The sequence below is a fragment of the Phaeobacter sp. JH20_29 genome, assembly GCF_048056175.1.
In the GTDB taxonomy this organism is placed as follows: domain Bacteria; phylum Pseudomonadota; class Alphaproteobacteria; order Rhodobacterales; family Rhodobacteraceae; genus Phaeobacter; species Phaeobacter bryozoorum.
Window position 1 is genome coordinate 144,125 of sequence record NZ_JAYMWO010000013.1, and the last position, 15,155, is coordinate 159,279.

Below are 15,155 nucleotides of genomic sequence, written 5' to 3' on the forward strand. Positions count from 1 at the left end.
TTCAGCGGCGGGGTCGCGCGGTAGGTGTAGCGCATGTTCTTTCAATGGCTCAAACACTATATGCCGCGCAGCCTTTACGGGCGGGCGGCGCTTATCCTGCTGGTGCCGATCGTAACGCTGCAACTGGTGATTTCGGTTGTGTTCATCAAGCGTGACCTTGAGGATCTGACGGTCCAGATGACGCTCACAATGCTGCGCGAGCTGCGCCTGCTGGAGCAGATGATGGCACCGGCTGGCAGTCGCGAGGAGGCCCTGCAACTGGCCGATCCGCTGCTGCGACCGCTCCAGATGCAGCTGCGCTTTCTCGAGCCGGAGGAGCCGGTACCGCTGGATCAGATGGGGCTACTGGAGTTTTCGGGCCGGGTGGTGCGGGACACCTTGCAGGCGACGGCGCCACGGTTCATCTCTGCCCAGTTCCCCAACACGCGCCGGGTGCAGTTGGTGCTGGATAGCGAACACGGGCCACTGGCGCTGGTGTTTGACAGGCGGCGACTGACGGCAGCGGCGCCGCATCAGCTGATTGTCACCATGATCGTCTTTGGTTTCCTGATGACGGTCATCGCATTCGTCTACATGCGTAACCAGCTGCGCCCGATCAAGCAGCTCGCGGAAGCGGCACAGGCCTTTGGGCGGGGACGAACGGAGCCTTATTCGCCGCGTGGGGCCAATGAGGTGCGCGCCGCCGGCAGCGCCTTTCTGGACATGCGAGCGCGGATCGAACGTCAGATGGAGCAGCGCACGCTGATGCTCTCCGGTGTCAGCCACGATCTGCGCACGCCGCTGACGCGCATGAAACTGGGCCTGTCAATGCTGGATGACGAGGAGGCCGAGCCGCTGCGTCAGGATGTCGACGAGATGCAGGCGCTCCTGGATGCCTTTCTCGACTTCTCGCGCGGTGTCTCCACCAGCGAGCCGGAAGAAGTGGATCCGCATGTGATGATCACGCTGCTGGTCGATGGCTGGCGGCGGCAGGGCAAGGATGTGATGCTCGGCGAGATGAGCGGCGAAGGCAAGGTGATGCTGCGCGGCGCAGCGATGCGTCGGGCCGTGCAGAATCTGATCTCAAACGCAGTGCGTTATGGCACCCGCGCACGGGTGTCCGTTGCCATGACCGAGAAATTCCTGCGCATAAGGGTCGAGGATGACGGTCCTGGCATTGCAGAGGCGGACCGGACCGAGGCGACCCGGCCCTTTACCCGGCTTGATCCTGCCCGCAATCAGGATCTTGGCAGCGGGGTTGGTCTGGGGCTGGCGATTGTCACCGATATTGCGCGCGCGCATGGTGGGACGCTCCGGCTGGGCATCAGCGCCGAGCTGGGTGGGCTACAGGCCGATATCGTGATCGGCTTGTAATATCCCCGTCACCGGGGCGCGCTCAGATCAACTCTGAGATCTCTACGCTGCGCCGCTCGGCAATGGAGATCTGCGCCGCCATCCCCATGAGCACTGCCATCCGCCCATCATGAAGGGTCACCTCAGGTGTTGCGCGTTCGCCGCGGACCAGTTCGAGAAACTTCTGGTGCTGATAAAAGGTGGATCCGTTGTGATCACCCGCCTCAAGAAGTTCGGGATCAACAGGAATCTCTTGTTTTACAGGGCCTTTGGGGGAGCGTGGCGAGGTCACCAGCTTCGGCAGCGGCGGCGCGCCCAGATGGGTGGGCCAGAACCGCCCCGGTCCGGGCACAAAGGCTTCGATCTTGCCTGTGGGTCCGACAGCGGCGACCTCTTCCTGATATTCAGCGCCTTCTGCGAACATGCACAGGTCCAGCATCGCCCGGGCGCCGCAGCTGAAGTCGACGATAACATAACCATTGTCGAGGATGTCCGGGGTTCCCTCGGCATAGCGTTCGTCCAGATGGTTCACATCCTGACCGCCGCTGGCCATAACCCGTAGCGGTTCAGAACCGAGCGTCAGCCGCATCAGATCGAAAAAGTGACAGCATTTCTCAACAAAGGTGCCTCCGGATTTGGCGTCAAACCGGTTCCAGTCATCGACTTTTGCGAGAAATGGAAACCGATGCTCGCGGATGCTCAGCATCTTGATGCCGCCGGTCGCTGTCTGGGCCTGCTTCAGGAAAGCCGCAATGGGGGGCATATAGCGATATTCCATCGCCACCCAAACGGGGGCCGGATAATCTGCTGCAAAACCGTCCAGTCGTGCCAGATCGGCAAGACTGGTGAACAGCGGTTTTTCGACCAGCACCGGCAACGGGCGCAGGCGGGACAGGGTCTCCAGCTGCTCCAGATGGCGGAAATTGGGACTGGCGATCAACAGGCAGTCAAGCTCAGCGACAGCCAGCAGGGCCTCGATACTGTCCACGAACGCTGCATCAGGGGTCAGCGTGGCGGCAATCTCGCGCATGGCCGCATTGGGTTCATAGATCGCACCGACCCGCGTGTTGTCCAGCAGGGCGATATTGCGCAGATGTTCCTGGCCCATCATGCCGCAGCCGATGATCCCATAGGTGGTGGGGTGTGACATGTTTCCTCCTACGTCAGGCGCTGCACATAAAGCGCCATGTCCGGGTCAAACCAAGTGCGTGAGAACTCCACGGCGGCCTCATCCTGTGCCCAGCTTAGCCGTTCGATATACCCAACCGTCGCGCCCGGGGGCTTGCCAAACCGTGTCGGCGCCCAGTCGGGCACCCGACCAAGCGATACCCGATCCTCGGCTCGGCTGATCCAGAAGCCCAGATGCAGCCGATAATATCTATAGAGGGAATCGGACAGCTGTCCGGCATCAACCTGTCCCGCGCCACCATCCAGCCAAATCTCTTCAACGGCGATCACCACATCATCGAGATACCGCAGCCGCCTGATCCGGGTGCCACTGCCTGACCTGCCAAATTCGGGCAGTGTTTCGGGCTTGGCGAGCGCGGTCACCGACAGAACATCTGCCGTGGGCAAGCCACCACCGCCGGGCAGCTCCAGCCGAAACATCGAATAGACGCTTTGCACTGACTGGGTGGTGCGGATGTAGTTTCCCGATCCCTGAATCCGTTCGAGCATCCCCTGTTTTTCTAGCTCCGACAGGGATTTGCGCAGGGTTCTTACGGTGGTTCCATACTGCTGCGCCAGCTGACGCTCGGGCGGCAGTCGCTCCCCGTCGGCCAACCTTCCGGCCGCGATCTCACGGGTCAGGGACTCGCTGATCTGAAGGTAAAGCGGCAGCGCGCTGGCAGTGGAGCGGGCAGTGGGCATGGGGCCAATCGTCACCATGTGAGAAAAATTGATACACCATTGATCTACATCAAGGCGCAGGCTATGCAAGAGTTAAGTTGCCAACTGCGAGGGAGAGACCGATGAGCGTTGTTCCGGTAACATCCGCGGATCTTGATGCGGTCGAAGTGTCCTGGTTTGCGGCACTCTGCTCGGACGATTACCAGTTTCTTGGTGTACCGGATGGTGACCTGCGGTCGTCCTGGGCGCATTGCTCTGACATCGTGAAAGAGGCAGAGGCGCAGGGGTTTCGCAATATCCTTTGCCCGTCGTCCTATCAGGTGGGTCAGGATACGCTCAGCTTTGTGGCGGGCTGTGCGCCGATCACTGACAGGATCAACATGCTGGCAGCGGTGCGCTGCGGCGAGATGCAGCCGATCATGCTGGCGCGTACCCTGGCCACCTTGGATCACATGCTGAAGGGGCGGCTGACGGTCAATATTATCTCCTCCGATTTTCCGGGGGAGACCGCCGACAGCGGCTTTCGCTATCAGCGCTCACGCGAGGTGGTGGAGATCCTGAAACAGGCCTGGACCCGGGATGAGATCAACCACAAGGGCGAGGTTTACCAATTCGAAGGGCTGACTACCGATCCGGCGAAACCCTATCAGACCGGCGGGCCGCTGCTGTACTTTGGGGGCTATTCCCCGGCGGCGCTGGAGCTCTGCGGTGAACATTGCGATGTCTACCTGATGTGGCCGGAAAAGATGGAAGATCTGGCCGGTCGGATGCAGGCGGTTCATAGCGTCGCGGAAACTTATGGGCGTACGCTTGATTATGGTCTGCGGGTGCATGTGATTGTCCGCGACACCGAGGCAGAAGCCTATGAATACGCCGATCACCTTGTATCGAAACTGGATGATGCGCAGGGCAAGGCCATTCGGGAGCGGGCGCTGGATGCCACCTCGCTGGGCGTGGCGCATCAGGCCAAGAACCGCGATATTGCGGATGAATTCGGGTTTATCGAACCGAACCTCTGGACAGGGATAGGGCGGGCACGCTCTGGTTGCGGGGCGGCGCTGGTCGGATCCACCGATCAGGTCATGTCAAAGCTGGAAGCCTACCAGAAGATGGGCATCCGCGCCTTTGTGCTGTCGGGCTATCCGCATCTGGAGGAAGCGCGGCATTTCGGGGCGCGGGTGATGCCACATCTGAAAACCTGCTCACTGCCGCATGAATATGGCCGGGTGCCGCAATCGACCCCGGCGACACCCCTAGGGAACGGAGAACGTCGTTGATGGAACGGATCGAGATCGCAGAAGGGCTGGAGTTCAGCCGTCTGGTCTATGGCATGTGGCGTCTTGGCGATGACAGCGATACCTCAACCGCCAATGTCGAGGCCAAGATCGAGGCCTGTCTGGCGCAGGGGATCACCACCTTTGATCAGGCCGATATCTATGGCGGCTATACAGCCGAAGGGATCCTGGGGCGGGCGCTGAAGGCGAATCCAGCCCTGCGTGAGCAGATGGAGATCGTCACCAAATGCGATATCGTGGCTCCAGTCGGGCGCTATGCGGACGCGACGGTCAAACATTACGATACCTCCGCCGCCCATATCACCCGTTCGGTTGAGACGTCGCTGATGGAAATGGGCATCGACCATATCGACCTCTTGCTGATCCATCGGCCGGATCCGCTGATGGATCATGTCGAGACAGGGGCCGCGCTGGACGCGCTGGTCGCCGCAGGCAAGTTGCGCGCCGTCGGCGTGTCGAACTTCCGTCCCTGGGATTGGGAGCTGCTGCAATCGGCGATGAAGACGCCGCTGGCCACCAATCAGATCGAACTTTCTTTGTCCGAGATCAGCCCCTTCACCAACGGCGATCTGGCCTTTCATCAGCGGCAGGGGCATGCGCTGATGGCGTGGTCACCGCTTGGCGGTGGGGGGCTGATGACCGGGAGCGGCCAATTGGCCGATCGGCTGGATGTGATTGCTGCCGCGCAAGGCGTTGACCGCGCCGCCGTCGCCATAGCCTTCCTGTTGCGGCACCCGGCTCAGATCCTGCCGGTGCTGGGCACCAATAATCTGGAGCGGATCAAACAGGCCTCTGACGCGCTGAAGGTCGAGCTGGACCGCCCGACCTGGTTCACCCTGTACGAGGCGGCATTGGGCCGGGAGGTCGCATGATGTCGGCACATGCAGGGCAGGGCAAACACAGCTTTGTTCCGGCACCGGACAACACGCGGCTGCTGCGTGACGCCTTTGGCCGGTTCGCAACTGGGGTCACCATCGTGACCGCAGCCTCCGATCAGGGGGTTGTGGCGATCACCGCCAACAGTTTTTCCTCGGTCTCGCTGACGCCGCCGCTGGTGCTGTGGTCGCCCGACCGCAACTCGCGGCGCTTTCCCTATTTCGAGAGAGCCCGCCACTACGCCATCCACGTTCTGGCGGCGGATCAGGATGATCTGTGTTGGCAGGTCGCAAAAGATGCTTTTGGGCTGAACCATTTGCAGCTGGAGCGCAACGAAAACGGGGTGCCGCTCTTGGAAAACTGTCTGGCGCGGTTTGAATGCACCCGTTCAGCCATCCATGACGGGGGAGACCACGCCATCGTGCTGGGTCACGTTGACCGCGCCACCATGCGCGAAGAAGGGGACGCATTGACATTCTACAAGGGCCAGATGGGCCAGATCGCCGTGTCACGCTAGCGACCGGCTGCCTGCACCAAGGGAGGTTGGTGCGGGCACATTGGGGGGAGGAGAGAGACGCGATGACGGCAGTTCTGTCGGTCCTGAACATACTGCGCCCGCTCAACACCGGCCTGCTTGCGCTCGGCCGATGGGTGGGCGTTTTTGCCATTGGCCTGATGGTTCTGGCGATCCTGATTCAGGTCTTCTTTCGCTACGTGCTGGGCAGTGCCTTGCCTTGGCCGGATGAGGCCGCGCGGTTCTGCATGTTGTGGATGATCGGCCTGATGGCGCCGACCGCACTGCGCAACGGTGGTTTTGTGGCCATTGATGTTATCGACTCCCTGCTGCGTGGGCGGCTGTTCCACCTGCTGCAGCTGCTGCTATTGGCGATTGGCCTGACCGTGCTGATCGTTGGTATTCAGATCGGATATAGGGAGGTCACCGGTCTTGGCGGGCGGTTTGCCACCGCCTCGCTCTATGTTCCGACCTCTCTCGGTTTTGACAGCTGGCACCGGGTGCCCCGCAGCTGGATGATGCTGTCGCTTGTGGTGGGCCTGGGCCTGCTGATCCTGGTCAATATCGAGCTGATCCTGGAACGCATCGTGCGACTGTTCGGTCAGGGTGATCGCCTGCCGGACCGTCCGGGCATGACCATCGGAGGGGCCGAGTGATGCTGATCTGGTTCCTGCCGCTGTTCCTGTTTCTTCTGCTGGTCGGTCTGCCGGTCTTTTTCTGTCTTCTGGCAGCCCCGGGTGCCCTGCTGTGGCTGAATGGCCAAGAACGCGATCTCACCCTGTTGTATCGCAACCTCTATAACGGGATGGACAGCTTTCCGCTGATGGCGATCCCGTTTTTCATGCTGGCGGGCGAGTTGATGAATCGCGGTGGTATCACCGTTCGGCTGGTCGAATTCTCGCAGGCGCTGATGGGTCATCTGCGCGGCGGTCTGGCGCAGGTGAACATCCTGTCGTCGATCCTGTTTGCCGGCCTCTCGGGCTCTGCCGTGGCCGATACCTCTGCCCTTGGGTCCATGTTGATCCCTGCGATGGAGCGCGAAGGCTACAGTCGCAAATTCGCCGCGGCCGTCACTGCCGCCAGTTCGGTGATCGGGCCAATCATTCCGCCATCCGGCATCATGATCATCTATGCCTATGTCATGGGCGAAAGCGTTGCCGCGCTGTTCCTCGCAGGCATCGTTCCGGGTGTTCTGGTCGGCGTCGGCCTGATGATCATGGTCCGCGCCATGGCCAACCGGTATGAGCTGCCGGCCGCACGGCGGGTGGTGTTCGACAGCGTTGAGATCGGCGCGATGGAGCGCTGGTTCTCCTTTGGGCTGGTGCGGCTCAACCTTGGCCTGTTGCTGGCACAGTTTGTCCCGCTGGGCGAGGGGGCCGGAGCGCAGATCAAATGGCTGGTGTTCCTTGGCGCGGTTCTGTTTGCCCATGGGCTGATGCTGGGGCTGCGCCGGATGGTCAGCCCGGCGTTTCGCACCATTTGCAAACGAGCGGTGGTGCCGTTGCAGACGCCTGTCCTGATCCTTGGTGGCATTCTTGCCGGCGTATTCACCCCGACCGAGGCCGCTGCCGTGGCGGTGGCCTATGCGCTGCTGATCAGCTTTCTGGTGCTGGGGTCGATGCGGCTGGCGGACCTGCCGCAGGTGTTCACGAGGGCGGGGATCACCTCCGCCGTGGTGCTGCTGCTGGTGGGCGCCGCGATGTCGTTCAAGACCGTCGTCAGCCTCAGTCACGCGCCGGAACAGCTGGCGGATTTCATCCTCACCCTCTCGGAAAATCCGCTGATCCTGCTGTTCCTGATCAATCTCTTGCTGTTTGTCGTGGGCATGTTCCTGGATGCGGGCCCTGCGATCATCATCCTTGGCCCGATCCTCGGACCGGTGTTCACCGATCTTGGCGTCGACTCGGTCCATTTTGCCATCATCATGTGTGTGAACCTGACGGTTGGTCTGGCGACACCGCCGATGGGGCTGGTGCTGTTTGTGGCAGCCGCCGTTTCGCAAGAGCGGGTCACAACAATTGCCCGGGCGATCCTGCCCTTTCTTGCGATTGAAATTGCGGTGATCTTTCTGATCACCTTTGTGCCGGCCATTTCGCTGACCATTCCGCGGTTGACCGGATTTCTGAACTAAGGACGACCCGATACCCAGAATAAGAGAGCAACAGGAGGAGACACGAATGCTCAGCAAAATGGTGAAGACACTGGCCCTGTCGGCCCTGATGGCAGGCACCGCGCTGTCGGCCTACGCCGCAGACTACAAGATCCGCGCGACCGCCAATTCCAACGAGAATGACGAGGATTACGACGGTCTGGTCGTGTTCAAGAACTACGTCGAAGCGGCCTCCAATGGCGCAATCGAGGTTGAATTGTTCATCGGCACCCAGCTTTGCTCCAACGGGGCAGAATGCCTGCAAGGCGTCGCGGATGGTTCAATCGACATCTATATTTCCACCTCCGGTGGCGCGTCGGGGTTGTTCCCTTACGTCCAGGTGCTGGATCTGCCCTATCTGATGGCGGATGACCGGATTGCCGAACATGTGCTGTCGGGCGATTTCACCCGCACCATGCGCCGGATGGCACTGGAGGATTCCGGCGATGCGATCCGCCTGATGACCATTGGCAACACCGGCGGCTGGCGCAACTTCGCCAATACCAAACGCCGGGTCGCGGAACCTGCCGACATGGAAGGTCTGAAAATCCGAACGGTCGTCGCCGACCTGCCGCAGGAGCTGGTAAAGGCGCTCGGGGCCTCTCCGACACCGATCCCCTGGCCGGAGCTGTTTACCTCGTTCCAGACCGGCGTGGTCGAAGGCTCCAAGAACGGCATCACCGATATCATGGGCATGAAATTCCCCGACGCTGGCCTGCAATATGTGACGCTGGACGGACACGCCTATATGGGGGCGCTGTGGTGGATGTCGAACCAAACCTTCACCAGTATGCCGGAAGACATGCGGCAGGTCGTGGTCGATGGCTTCTACGCGCTGCAACAGGCCACATTTGCCTCGCCCAAGCGCAAGTCGATCCAGGCCTATGAGGATTTTGTTGCCGGTGGCGGCGATCTCTATGTTCCGACGCCCGAACAGAAGGCGGCGTTCAAATCCGCAGCCGAGCCGGTCTATGACTGGTTCAAATCCAACGTGACGCGCGGCGATGAGATCTTTACCGCGCTGACCGATGCAGTCGCCAAGGCCGAAGCCGACGTCAACGCGGCCCGTGCCGCCGATCTGAACTGATCAGTAGGCTGCAACACCAACCGGCGGTGCGGGATCTAGCCGCGCCGCTGCCCCGTTGGCTAGCGAAACGGATACATCCAGACCTTATAGTCCGCGACCAGAACATGCGCTTTCTCGATCTCCGCAGGGGTCATTTTCTTGACCACCTCTTCAAGGCTGATCGCCGCATCGGGATCACCGCCAATGGCCGACAGCGTGTACCACATATAGGCGCGCACCAAGTCGGGGGCGGGCAGCCCACGGCCGATTTCATAGTACCAACCGATACCCGATTGCGCGCCGGGGTGCCCTTTCATGGCGCTGCGCAGATACCATTCAAAGGCCCGCTGGTCGTCACGGTCAACACCCAGCCCCATGGCATACATCACCCCGATCAGCTCTTCAGCGTCTGCGTTGCCGGAGCGCGCCGCTGGCCAGAGCGCCTCGCGCGCAGCCGCAAATTCGCCGGCCTCCATCAGGTCGCGCGCCTGCTCGATTTCGGCCCGCGCAGGCTGCGGGACCAGCAGCGCCAGGCTGCTCGTGGACAGCGCCATCGCGGCCAGAACCGGTTTCCATCTCTTGCGCATGTGCTCTCCTGTGTTGTGCTGGCGTTTGGCCTTTTTGCGGGGTCGGCGGCTGCGACTGATCCGCGGTTTCCGCCGCCGCTGGGGGCAAGCGATTTTCTACCCGTAGACCCCGCAAAGGCCGAGTTGGGTCGGCTGCTATTTTACGACAAGATCCTGTCCGGGAACAGAAATATCAGCTGCGGAACCTGCCATCATCCGCGCCATGGCACCTCTGACGGACTATCCTTAGGCCTTGGAGAAGGCGGCGAGGGGCTGGGCCGGGCGCGGGTTTCTACCAGAGGCCGCAACCGGGTGCAGAAACGCATCCCCCGCAATGCACCCGCGCTCTGGAACCTCGGGGCAAAATCCATCCGGGTTCTGATGCACGACGGGCGGATCAGCGCGGATCCGGTCTATGGCAATGGCTTCAACACCCCGGCAGAGGAATGGCTGCCTGACGGGCTGCAATCCCTGCTGGCGGCGCAGGCGCTGTTTCCGATGACGTCCAGCGTGGAAATGGCCGGGAATGTCGGCGAGAATGAAATCATCGGTGCCAGCCGCGACCGGATTGATCTGGCCTGGCCGATCATTGCCAAACGCGTCCGCGGCCTGCCGACATATGCGGCAGGGTTTGTCGCCGCCTTTGACCACATCATGGCGCCTGAGGATGTGCAGATCACCGATATCGCGGAGGCTCTGGCCCAGTTCATGGTGCAGGATTTCACCTCGTTCGACAGCCCGTTTGACGCCTATCTGGCCGGGGATGCGACGGCGCTGACCGCGCAGCAAAAAGCCGGTGCCGATCTGTTTTTTGGCAGCGCCGGATGCAGCGGCTGCCATGCTGGGCCGCTGTTTTCGGATCAGAACTTCTACGCCCTTGGTCTGCCGGCCTTTGGCCCCGGTCGCGCGCGCCGCTTTGACCCCTACGCCCGGGATGTCGGTCGAATGGGAGAAAGCGACGATCTGTCAGATGCCTACCGCTTTCGCACGCCGATGCTGCGCAATGTGGAACTGACCGCGCCTTATGGCCATAATGGCGCTTTTCCGACGCTTGACCGGATGATCCGGCATCACCTCGATCCAGTCGCAAGCCGTTCGGCGTGGACGCCTGACGATCTGCAATTGCCAGATGTGCCCTGGCTGGCCGCCACGGATTTTGTGGTACAGCAGGACCGGTTCGAGATGGCGCGACAGGCGCGCGCGCGGGATATCTATCTACGCCGGGACCTCAGCGATCAGGACATCGCAGCGCTGATCGCTTTCCTCACAGCACTCACCGGGGCAGAGGCCCGCGCCGAAACGTCATCAGTGCCCGCATCCGTTCCAAGCGGCCTGCCCGTTGATGGGACCAATCGCTGACCGGTCCAGCATTCCGCAATAGGACATGTTCATGCCGGGCCGAGATAGGTGCGAAGTGCCGAACGACAGCCCTGCGCCGTTATGACCTGCATCCAGTGGGAAAACCGCTGAACGAAAGGCACTTCAACCGACAGATCCGCGTAGATCGCGCTCTGCTGTAGCCAGGCTTCCGGGGTGTGCTGTGCACGTTCGGCGTGGGTATTACGGACCTCCCAGTCCGGATCGTTTGGCGGGATGAGACTGCCATCTTCGCGAATGCCGGTACACATCCGCGCCCATAGCGCCTCGACAAGACACAAGCCATCAATTGCTCCGGCCTGCTGCACCGCATCGCGCAGGATGGGCAGCACAAAACCGGGATGGCGAGACGAGCCATCATAGGCCACCCGCCGCGTCGTGTCGCGGATCTCCGGGTTGGAAAACCGCGCCTCAATCAGGTTGAGGTAATCGCTCGGCGCCATGTCCGGGACCGCCGCGACATAGGGCAGGATTTCCTCCTGCTGGACCTTGCGAAAGAAGGCCGCCACCAAAGGGTCACCCATACAATCGGCGATGGTTGGGATCGACAATAGCTCGCCGACATTCGCCAGCACCTGATGCCCTGCGTTCAGCACGCGGATCTTCATGCTTTCATAACCGTGCACGTCATCGGTCATAATCGCACCAACTTGATCCCAATCGGGGCGGCCTGTGCAGAAATCATCCTCGATCACCCATTGGCGATAATTCTCATGGGTCACTGGGGCGCTGTCCTCAAGCCCGTATCCGCGCGCCAGTGCCACCTCTGCCGGGCCGGTGGCCGGAACGATGCAATCGACCATGGAGTTCGGAAAGGCTGCGTTCTGATCAATCCATGCCGCAAGCTCGGGATCGGTTTGTCGTGCCAGGGTGACAACGGCGGTGCGGGTGATCTGACCATTGCCCTGCAGATTGTCGCAGCTCTGCACGGTAAAGGCAGGCAGGCTGCGGCTTCTGCGCCGCCTCAGCGCTTCGACGATGGCGCCGAACACGCTGCGAGGATGGCCCGGATGGGCGATGTCGTGACGGATATCCTCGTGTTTGAGGTCAAGCCCACCCTGCTGCGGGTCCAGATAATAGCCGCCCTCTGTCACCGTAAGCGATACGATCCTGATCGCGGGGCTCGCCATCGTCGTGATCAGGCTTGTGTTGCCCGCCTCCACGGGGAGAAAGTCGATCATCGGGCCGATCACTTCGGCCGAGCGCCCGGTGGGGTCGAGTTCGATCAAAGTTGTCAGGCAGTCCTGCGCAAGCAGCCGGTCGCGCATTCTGGCGTCGGCGGCGCGCACACCTGCTCCGATAATGCCCCAGTCCATCGCAAGACCGCGCTGCATCAGCGCGTGGAGATACCAGGCCTGATGTGCCCGGTGAAAATTCCCAAGCCCGATATGGACGATGCCGGGCGTGATCTGTGCCCGGTCGTAGCCGGGGCGCGCGATTGTTTGCGGCAATTGTGTCAGGGTGTCATTCGATAGTTTCATGGCCGCTGCCTCCCGCTTGTGTTCCCGCATCAGCTCATCCATTGACCGCCGTCGACATTGTAGGTCTGGGCGACGATATAATTGGCTTCGTCGCTTGCAAGAAAGACTGCCATTCCGGTCAAATCCGTTGCGGTGCCCATGCGGCCATAGGGAACGGATTGTGCCACTTCGGCCTTTTTCTGGCCGGGTGCCTTGCCTTCGTATCTGGCGAAGAAAGCATCGACACCATCCCAATGCTCGCCCTCGACCACGCCGGGCGCGATGGCGTTCACATTGATGCCATGCGAAATCAGGTTCAGTCCGGCAGATTGAGTGAGGCTGATCACCGCGGCCTTGGTTGCGCAGTAGACCGACACCAGCGGTTCTCCCCGGCGGCCGGCCTGGCTGGCCATGTTGATGATCTTGCCGCCATTGCCCTGCGCGATCATCTGCCTCGCGGCGGCCTGCATCATGAACAACGTGCCGGAGACATTGATATCAAAGGTGCGCTGATAGGCCTCCCGCGTGACCTCGACCAGCGGCGCTGCGGTGAACACGGCGGCATTGTTGATCAGGATATCCAGGCCTCCCAGCGCCTCCACCGTGCGGGCAAGCGCATGGTCAATGCTGGTCTGATCGGTGACATCAAGGTCGATGGCAATGGCGGCGTCGCCGAGACGCGCAGCGGTAGCCTCGGCGCGCGCATGATCGATATCGGCGATCACCACCCGTGCACCTTCGCGCAGATATGCTTCGGCAAAGGCTGCGCCGATGCCACGCGCGGCCCCGGTGATCAGGGCGCGTTTTCCAAGCAGCCGCATCATCCGATCCGCAGCCCGTCAGAGCCGAACCGATGCAGATGCGCCATATCGGGCGTCAGAAAAACGCGCGCTCCATAGCGAAGATCGAGTTCGCCCCCGGCACGAACAGTGAGCGGATCGTCAAAGGCCTCACATTGAACATGAAAAAACGTATCGGAGCCCAGATGCTCGGAAACGCCGATGGTTCCCTCCCACGATCCTTCGGTCTCGGAAATCGCGATGTGCTCGGGTCGAATGCCGATCGTTGCGGCATCCTGCGCCGCTGCCGCCGGTCCGGTCAGCAGGTTCATTCTGGGCGAGCCGATGAAGCCTGCCACAAATACATTGCGCGGTGCGCGATAGAGCTCCAGCGGGCTGCCAACCTGTTCGATGACCCCGGCATTCAGGACCACGATCTTGTCGGCCATGGTCATCGCCTCAACCTGATCATGGGTCACATAGACCATGGTTGTGGCAAGGCGCTTATGCAGTTCGGAGATTTCAAGACGCATCCCGACGCGCAGGGCGGCATCCAGATTGGACAGCGGTTCGTCGAACAGAAAGGCTGCGGGCTCACGCACGATGGCGCGACCGATGGCTACCCGCTGGCGCTGACCGCCGGACAGCTGCCCCGGACGGCGATCCAGATAATTGGTGAGGTTCAGCGCCGCCGCGGCATTTTCAATGCGTCGCTTCTGCTCATCCGCCGGGATGCCCGCCATCTTCATCGGAAAGGCGATGTTCTTGCGCACTGTCATATGCGGGTAGAGCGCATAGGACTGAAATACCATCGCCAGCCCGCGTTTGGCCGGGGGAATGTCGGTGGCATCCTGCCCGTCGATGCGGATGGTGCCGGTGGTAATATCCTCAAGCCCTGCAATCAGCCGCAGCAGCGTGGACTTGCCGCAACCGGAGGGGCCGACAAAGACGGTGAATTCGCCATTTTCAATGGTCAGGTCCAGCGGCGGGATAACCTCAACGGAGCCAAAGCGCTTGGTCACGCGTTCAAGTTTGATCTGTCCCATGGGGTATCTTCCTTATTTCACTGCGCCGAAGGTCAGGCCGCTGACAAGTTGTTTCTGGCTGAACCAGCCAAGGATGAGGATCGGCGCGATGGCCATGGTCGAGGCGGCTGACAGTTTCGCGTAGAACAGGCCTTCCGGGCTGGAATAGCTGGCGATAAAGGCGGTCAGGGGGGCAGCCTGCGCCGCCGTCAGGTTCAGCGTCCAGAAGGCTTCGTTCCAGGCCAGGATAATATTCAGCAGCAGCGTGGACGCGATGCCGGGAATGGCCATGGGCGTCAGCACATAGAGGATCTCCTCCTTCAGGGTGGCGCCATCCATGCGCGCCGCCTCAAGGATCTCGCCGGGGATTTCCTTGAAGTAGGTGTAAAGCATCCAGACGATGATCGGCAGGTTGATCAGCATCAGCACCACAACCAGGCCAAAGCGGTTGTCCAGAAGACCCATTTTGATGAACAGGATATAGATCGGGTACAGCACGCCGACCGCTGGCAGCATCTTGGTCGAGAGCATCCACAGCAGGATATCCTTTGTCCGTTTCGAGGGTACGAAGGCCATCGACCAGGCGGCGGGAACGGCGATGACTATGCCTAATATGGTGGAGCCGCCGGCAATGATCACCGAGTTCCACAGAAAGCGCATATAGTCGGAGCGCTCCTGGACGATGCTGTAGTTCTCAAGCGTCCAGTCAAAGAACAGGAAGACGGGCGGATCGCTGATGGCCTGTGCCTCGGTCTTGAAGCTGGTCAGAATGGTCCAGAGGATTGGAAAGAAGATCAGCAACCCAACAGCCCAGGCCAGCGCAGTATTGATGGCTTTGCGTCTAGGTGTAACGGCTCGTGCCATGGTG

Annotated in this window: 15 protein-coding genes; 8 read left to right on the forward strand and 7 right to left on the reverse strand. The window is 61.2% G+C overall.

The genetic code is table 11. The features are described from left to right. Nucleotides 1–33: 33 nt before the first annotated feature. Entirely contained in the window at nt 34–1,353 is a 1,320-nt protein-coding gene (locus VWZ85_RS10445; RefSeq protein WP_416588175.1) for an ATP-binding protein, read from the forward strand. Between the two features lie 22 nt (nt 1,354–1,375). Here the strand turns inward: VWZ85_RS10445 and VWZ85_RS10450 are convergent, their stop codons facing one another. Both VWZ85_RS10450 and VWZ85_RS10455 read right to left on the reverse strand, forming a co-directional pair. Further along, the gene (locus VWZ85_RS10450; RefSeq protein WP_416588176.1) at nt 1,376–2,482 is read right to left on the reverse strand and encodes a Gfo/Idh/MocA family protein; all 1,107 of its coding nucleotides are present in this window, start codon (nt 2,480–2,482) and stop codon (nt 1,376–1,378) included. A gap of 8 nt (nt 2,483–2,490) precedes the next feature. Beyond that, nucleotides 2,491–3,201: a GntR family transcriptional regulator gene (locus tag VWZ85_RS10455; RefSeq protein ID WP_416588178.1), complete on the reverse strand. Its 711-nt coding sequence runs from the start codon at nt 3,199–3,201 to the stop codon at nt 2,491–2,493. 101 nt (nt 3,202–3,302) lie between these two features. On the opposite strand from VWZ85_RS10455, the gene VWZ85_RS10460 reads away from it, so the two are divergent. The 6 genes from VWZ85_RS10460 (at nt 3,303) to dctP (ending at nt 9,101) form a co-directional block, all read left to right on the forward strand. After that, nucleotides 3,303–4,457: an LLM class flavin-dependent oxidoreductase gene (locus VWZ85_RS10460; protein WP_416588180.1), complete on the forward strand. Its 1,155-nt coding sequence runs from the start codon at nt 3,303–3,305 to the stop codon at nt 4,455–4,457. Next, on the forward strand, nt 4,457–5,347 hold the full coding sequence (locus VWZ85_RS10465; RefSeq protein ID WP_416588183.1) for an aldo/keto reductase: 891 nt from the start codon (nt 4,457–4,459) through the stop codon (nt 5,345–5,347). The genes VWZ85_RS10460 and VWZ85_RS10465 overlap by 1 nt, the downstream gene beginning before the upstream one ends. Next, complete coding sequence (locus VWZ85_RS10470; RefSeq protein WP_416540284.1) at nt 5,347–5,868, forward strand: flavin reductase family protein; 522 nt, start codon at nt 5,347–5,349, stop codon at nt 5,866–5,868. Before VWZ85_RS10465 ends, VWZ85_RS10470 begins: the two co-directional genes overlap by 1 nt. Nucleotides 5,869–5,930: 62 nt before the next feature. Further along, nucleotides 5,931–6,521, forward strand: a complete 591-nt coding sequence (locus VWZ85_RS10475) for a TRAP transporter small permease (RefSeq protein WP_416588185.1) — start codon at nt 5,931–5,933, stop codon at nt 6,519–6,521. Continuing rightward, nucleotides 6,521–7,996, forward strand: coding sequence for a TRAP transporter large permease (locus tag VWZ85_RS10480; protein WP_416588187.1), 1,476 nt, complete (start codon nt 6,521–6,523; stop codon nt 7,994–7,996). Before VWZ85_RS10475 ends, VWZ85_RS10480 begins: the two co-directional genes overlap by 1 nt. Before the next feature lie 46 nt (nt 7,997–8,042). Beyond that, nucleotides 8,043–9,101, forward strand: coding sequence for a TRAP transporter substrate-binding protein DctP (gene dctP, locus VWZ85_RS10485; RefSeq protein WP_340545367.1), 1,059 nt, complete (start codon nt 8,043–8,045; stop codon nt 9,099–9,101). Nucleotides 9,102–9,160: 59 nt separating this feature from the next. Here dctP and VWZ85_RS10490 read toward each other — a convergent pair whose 3' ends face one another. Beyond that, the gene (locus VWZ85_RS10490; RefSeq protein ID WP_416544385.1) at nt 9,161–9,634 is read right to left on the reverse strand and encodes a tetratricopeptide repeat protein; all 474 of its coding nucleotides are present in this window, start codon (nt 9,632–9,634) and stop codon (nt 9,161–9,163) included. 48 nt (nt 9,635–9,682) lie between these two features. Here VWZ85_RS10490 and VWZ85_RS10495 point away from each other — a divergent pair, with 48 nt between their 5' ends. Further along, nucleotides 9,683–11,005, forward strand: coding sequence for a cytochrome-c peroxidase (locus VWZ85_RS10495; RefSeq protein ID WP_416595491.1), 1,323 nt, complete (start codon nt 9,683–9,685; stop codon nt 11,003–11,005). Between the two features lie 29 nt (nt 11,006–11,034). Here VWZ85_RS10495 and VWZ85_RS10500 read toward each other — a convergent pair whose 3' ends face one another. Genes VWZ85_RS10500 through VWZ85_RS10515 form a run of 4 tightly spaced genes read right to left on the reverse strand, consistent with a single transcriptional unit; the run spans nt 11,035 to nt 15,151 of the window. Then, on the reverse strand, nt 11,035–12,504 hold the full coding sequence (locus VWZ85_RS10500; protein WP_416588192.1) for a mannitol dehydrogenase family protein: 1,470 nt from the start codon (nt 12,502–12,504) through the stop codon (nt 11,035–11,037). 29 nt (nt 12,505–12,533) lie between these two features. Further along, the gene (locus VWZ85_RS10505) at nt 12,534–13,307 is read right to left on the reverse strand and encodes an L-iditol 2-dehydrogenase (protein WP_416588194.1); all 774 of its coding nucleotides are present in this window, start codon (nt 13,305–13,307) and stop codon (nt 12,534–12,536) included. Continuing rightward, on the reverse strand, nt 13,304–14,308 hold the full coding sequence (locus VWZ85_RS10510) for an ABC transporter ATP-binding protein (RefSeq protein ID WP_416588198.1): 1,005 nt from the start codon (nt 14,306–14,308) through the stop codon (nt 13,304–13,306). Before VWZ85_RS10510 ends, VWZ85_RS10505 begins: the two co-directional genes overlap by 4 nt. A gap of 12 nt (nt 14,309–14,320) precedes the next feature. Further along, a complete protein-coding gene (locus tag VWZ85_RS10515) occupies nt 14,321–15,151 on the reverse strand; it encodes a carbohydrate ABC transporter permease (RefSeq protein WP_340545371.1) in 831 nt (276 codons plus the stop codon). Nucleotides 15,152–15,155 lie beyond the last annotated feature (4 nt).

Bases quoted from the DNA above. Each gene is read 5' to 3' on its own strand.
- VWZ85_RS10445 (WP_416588175.1), top strand. From the start codon at position 34: ATGTTCTTTCAATGGCTCAAACACTATATGCCGCGCAGCCTTTACGGG.
- VWZ85_RS10450 (WP_416588176.1), bottom strand. From the start codon at position 2,482: ATGTCACACCCCACCACCTATGGGATCATCGGCTGCGGCATGATGGGC.
- VWZ85_RS10455 (WP_416588178.1), bottom strand. From the start codon at position 3,201: ATGCCCACTGCCCGCTCCACTGCCAGCGCGCTGCCGCTTTACCTTCAG.
- VWZ85_RS10460 (WP_416588180.1), top strand. From the start codon at position 3,303: ATGAGCGTTGTTCCGGTAACATCCGCGGATCTTGATGCGGTCGAAGTG.
- VWZ85_RS10465 (WP_416588183.1), top strand. From the start codon at position 4,457: ATGGAACGGATCGAGATCGCAGAAGGGCTGGAGTTCAGCCGTCTGGTC.
- VWZ85_RS10470 (WP_416540284.1), top strand. From the start codon at position 5,347: ATGTCGGCACATGCAGGGCAGGGCAAACACAGCTTTGTTCCGGCACCG.
- VWZ85_RS10475 (WP_416588185.1), top strand. From the start codon at position 5,931: ATGACGGCAGTTCTGTCGGTCCTGAACATACTGCGCCCGCTCAACACC.
- VWZ85_RS10480 (WP_416588187.1), top strand. From the start codon at position 6,521: ATGCTGATCTGGTTCCTGCCGCTGTTCCTGTTTCTTCTGCTGGTCGGT.
- dctP (WP_340545367.1), top strand. From the start codon at position 8,043: ATGCTCAGCAAAATGGTGAAGACACTGGCCCTGTCGGCCCTGATGGCA.
- VWZ85_RS10490 (WP_416544385.1), bottom strand. From the start codon at position 9,634: ATGGCGCTGTCCACGAGCAGCCTGGCGCTGCTGGTCCCGCAGCCTGCG.
- VWZ85_RS10500 (WP_416588192.1), bottom strand. From the start codon at position 12,504: ATGAAACTATCGAATGACACCCTGACACAATTGCCGCAAACAATCGCG.
- VWZ85_RS10505 (WP_416588194.1), bottom strand. From the start codon at position 13,307: ATGATGCGGCTGCTTGGAAAACGCGCCCTGATCACCGGGGCCGCGCGT.
- VWZ85_RS10510 (WP_416588198.1), bottom strand. From the start codon at position 14,308: ATGGGACAGATCAAACTTGAACGCGTGACCAAGCGCTTTGGCTCCGTT.
- VWZ85_RS10515 (WP_340545371.1), bottom strand. From the start codon at position 15,151: ATGGCACGAGCCGTTACACCTAGACGCAAAGCCATCAATACTGCGCTG.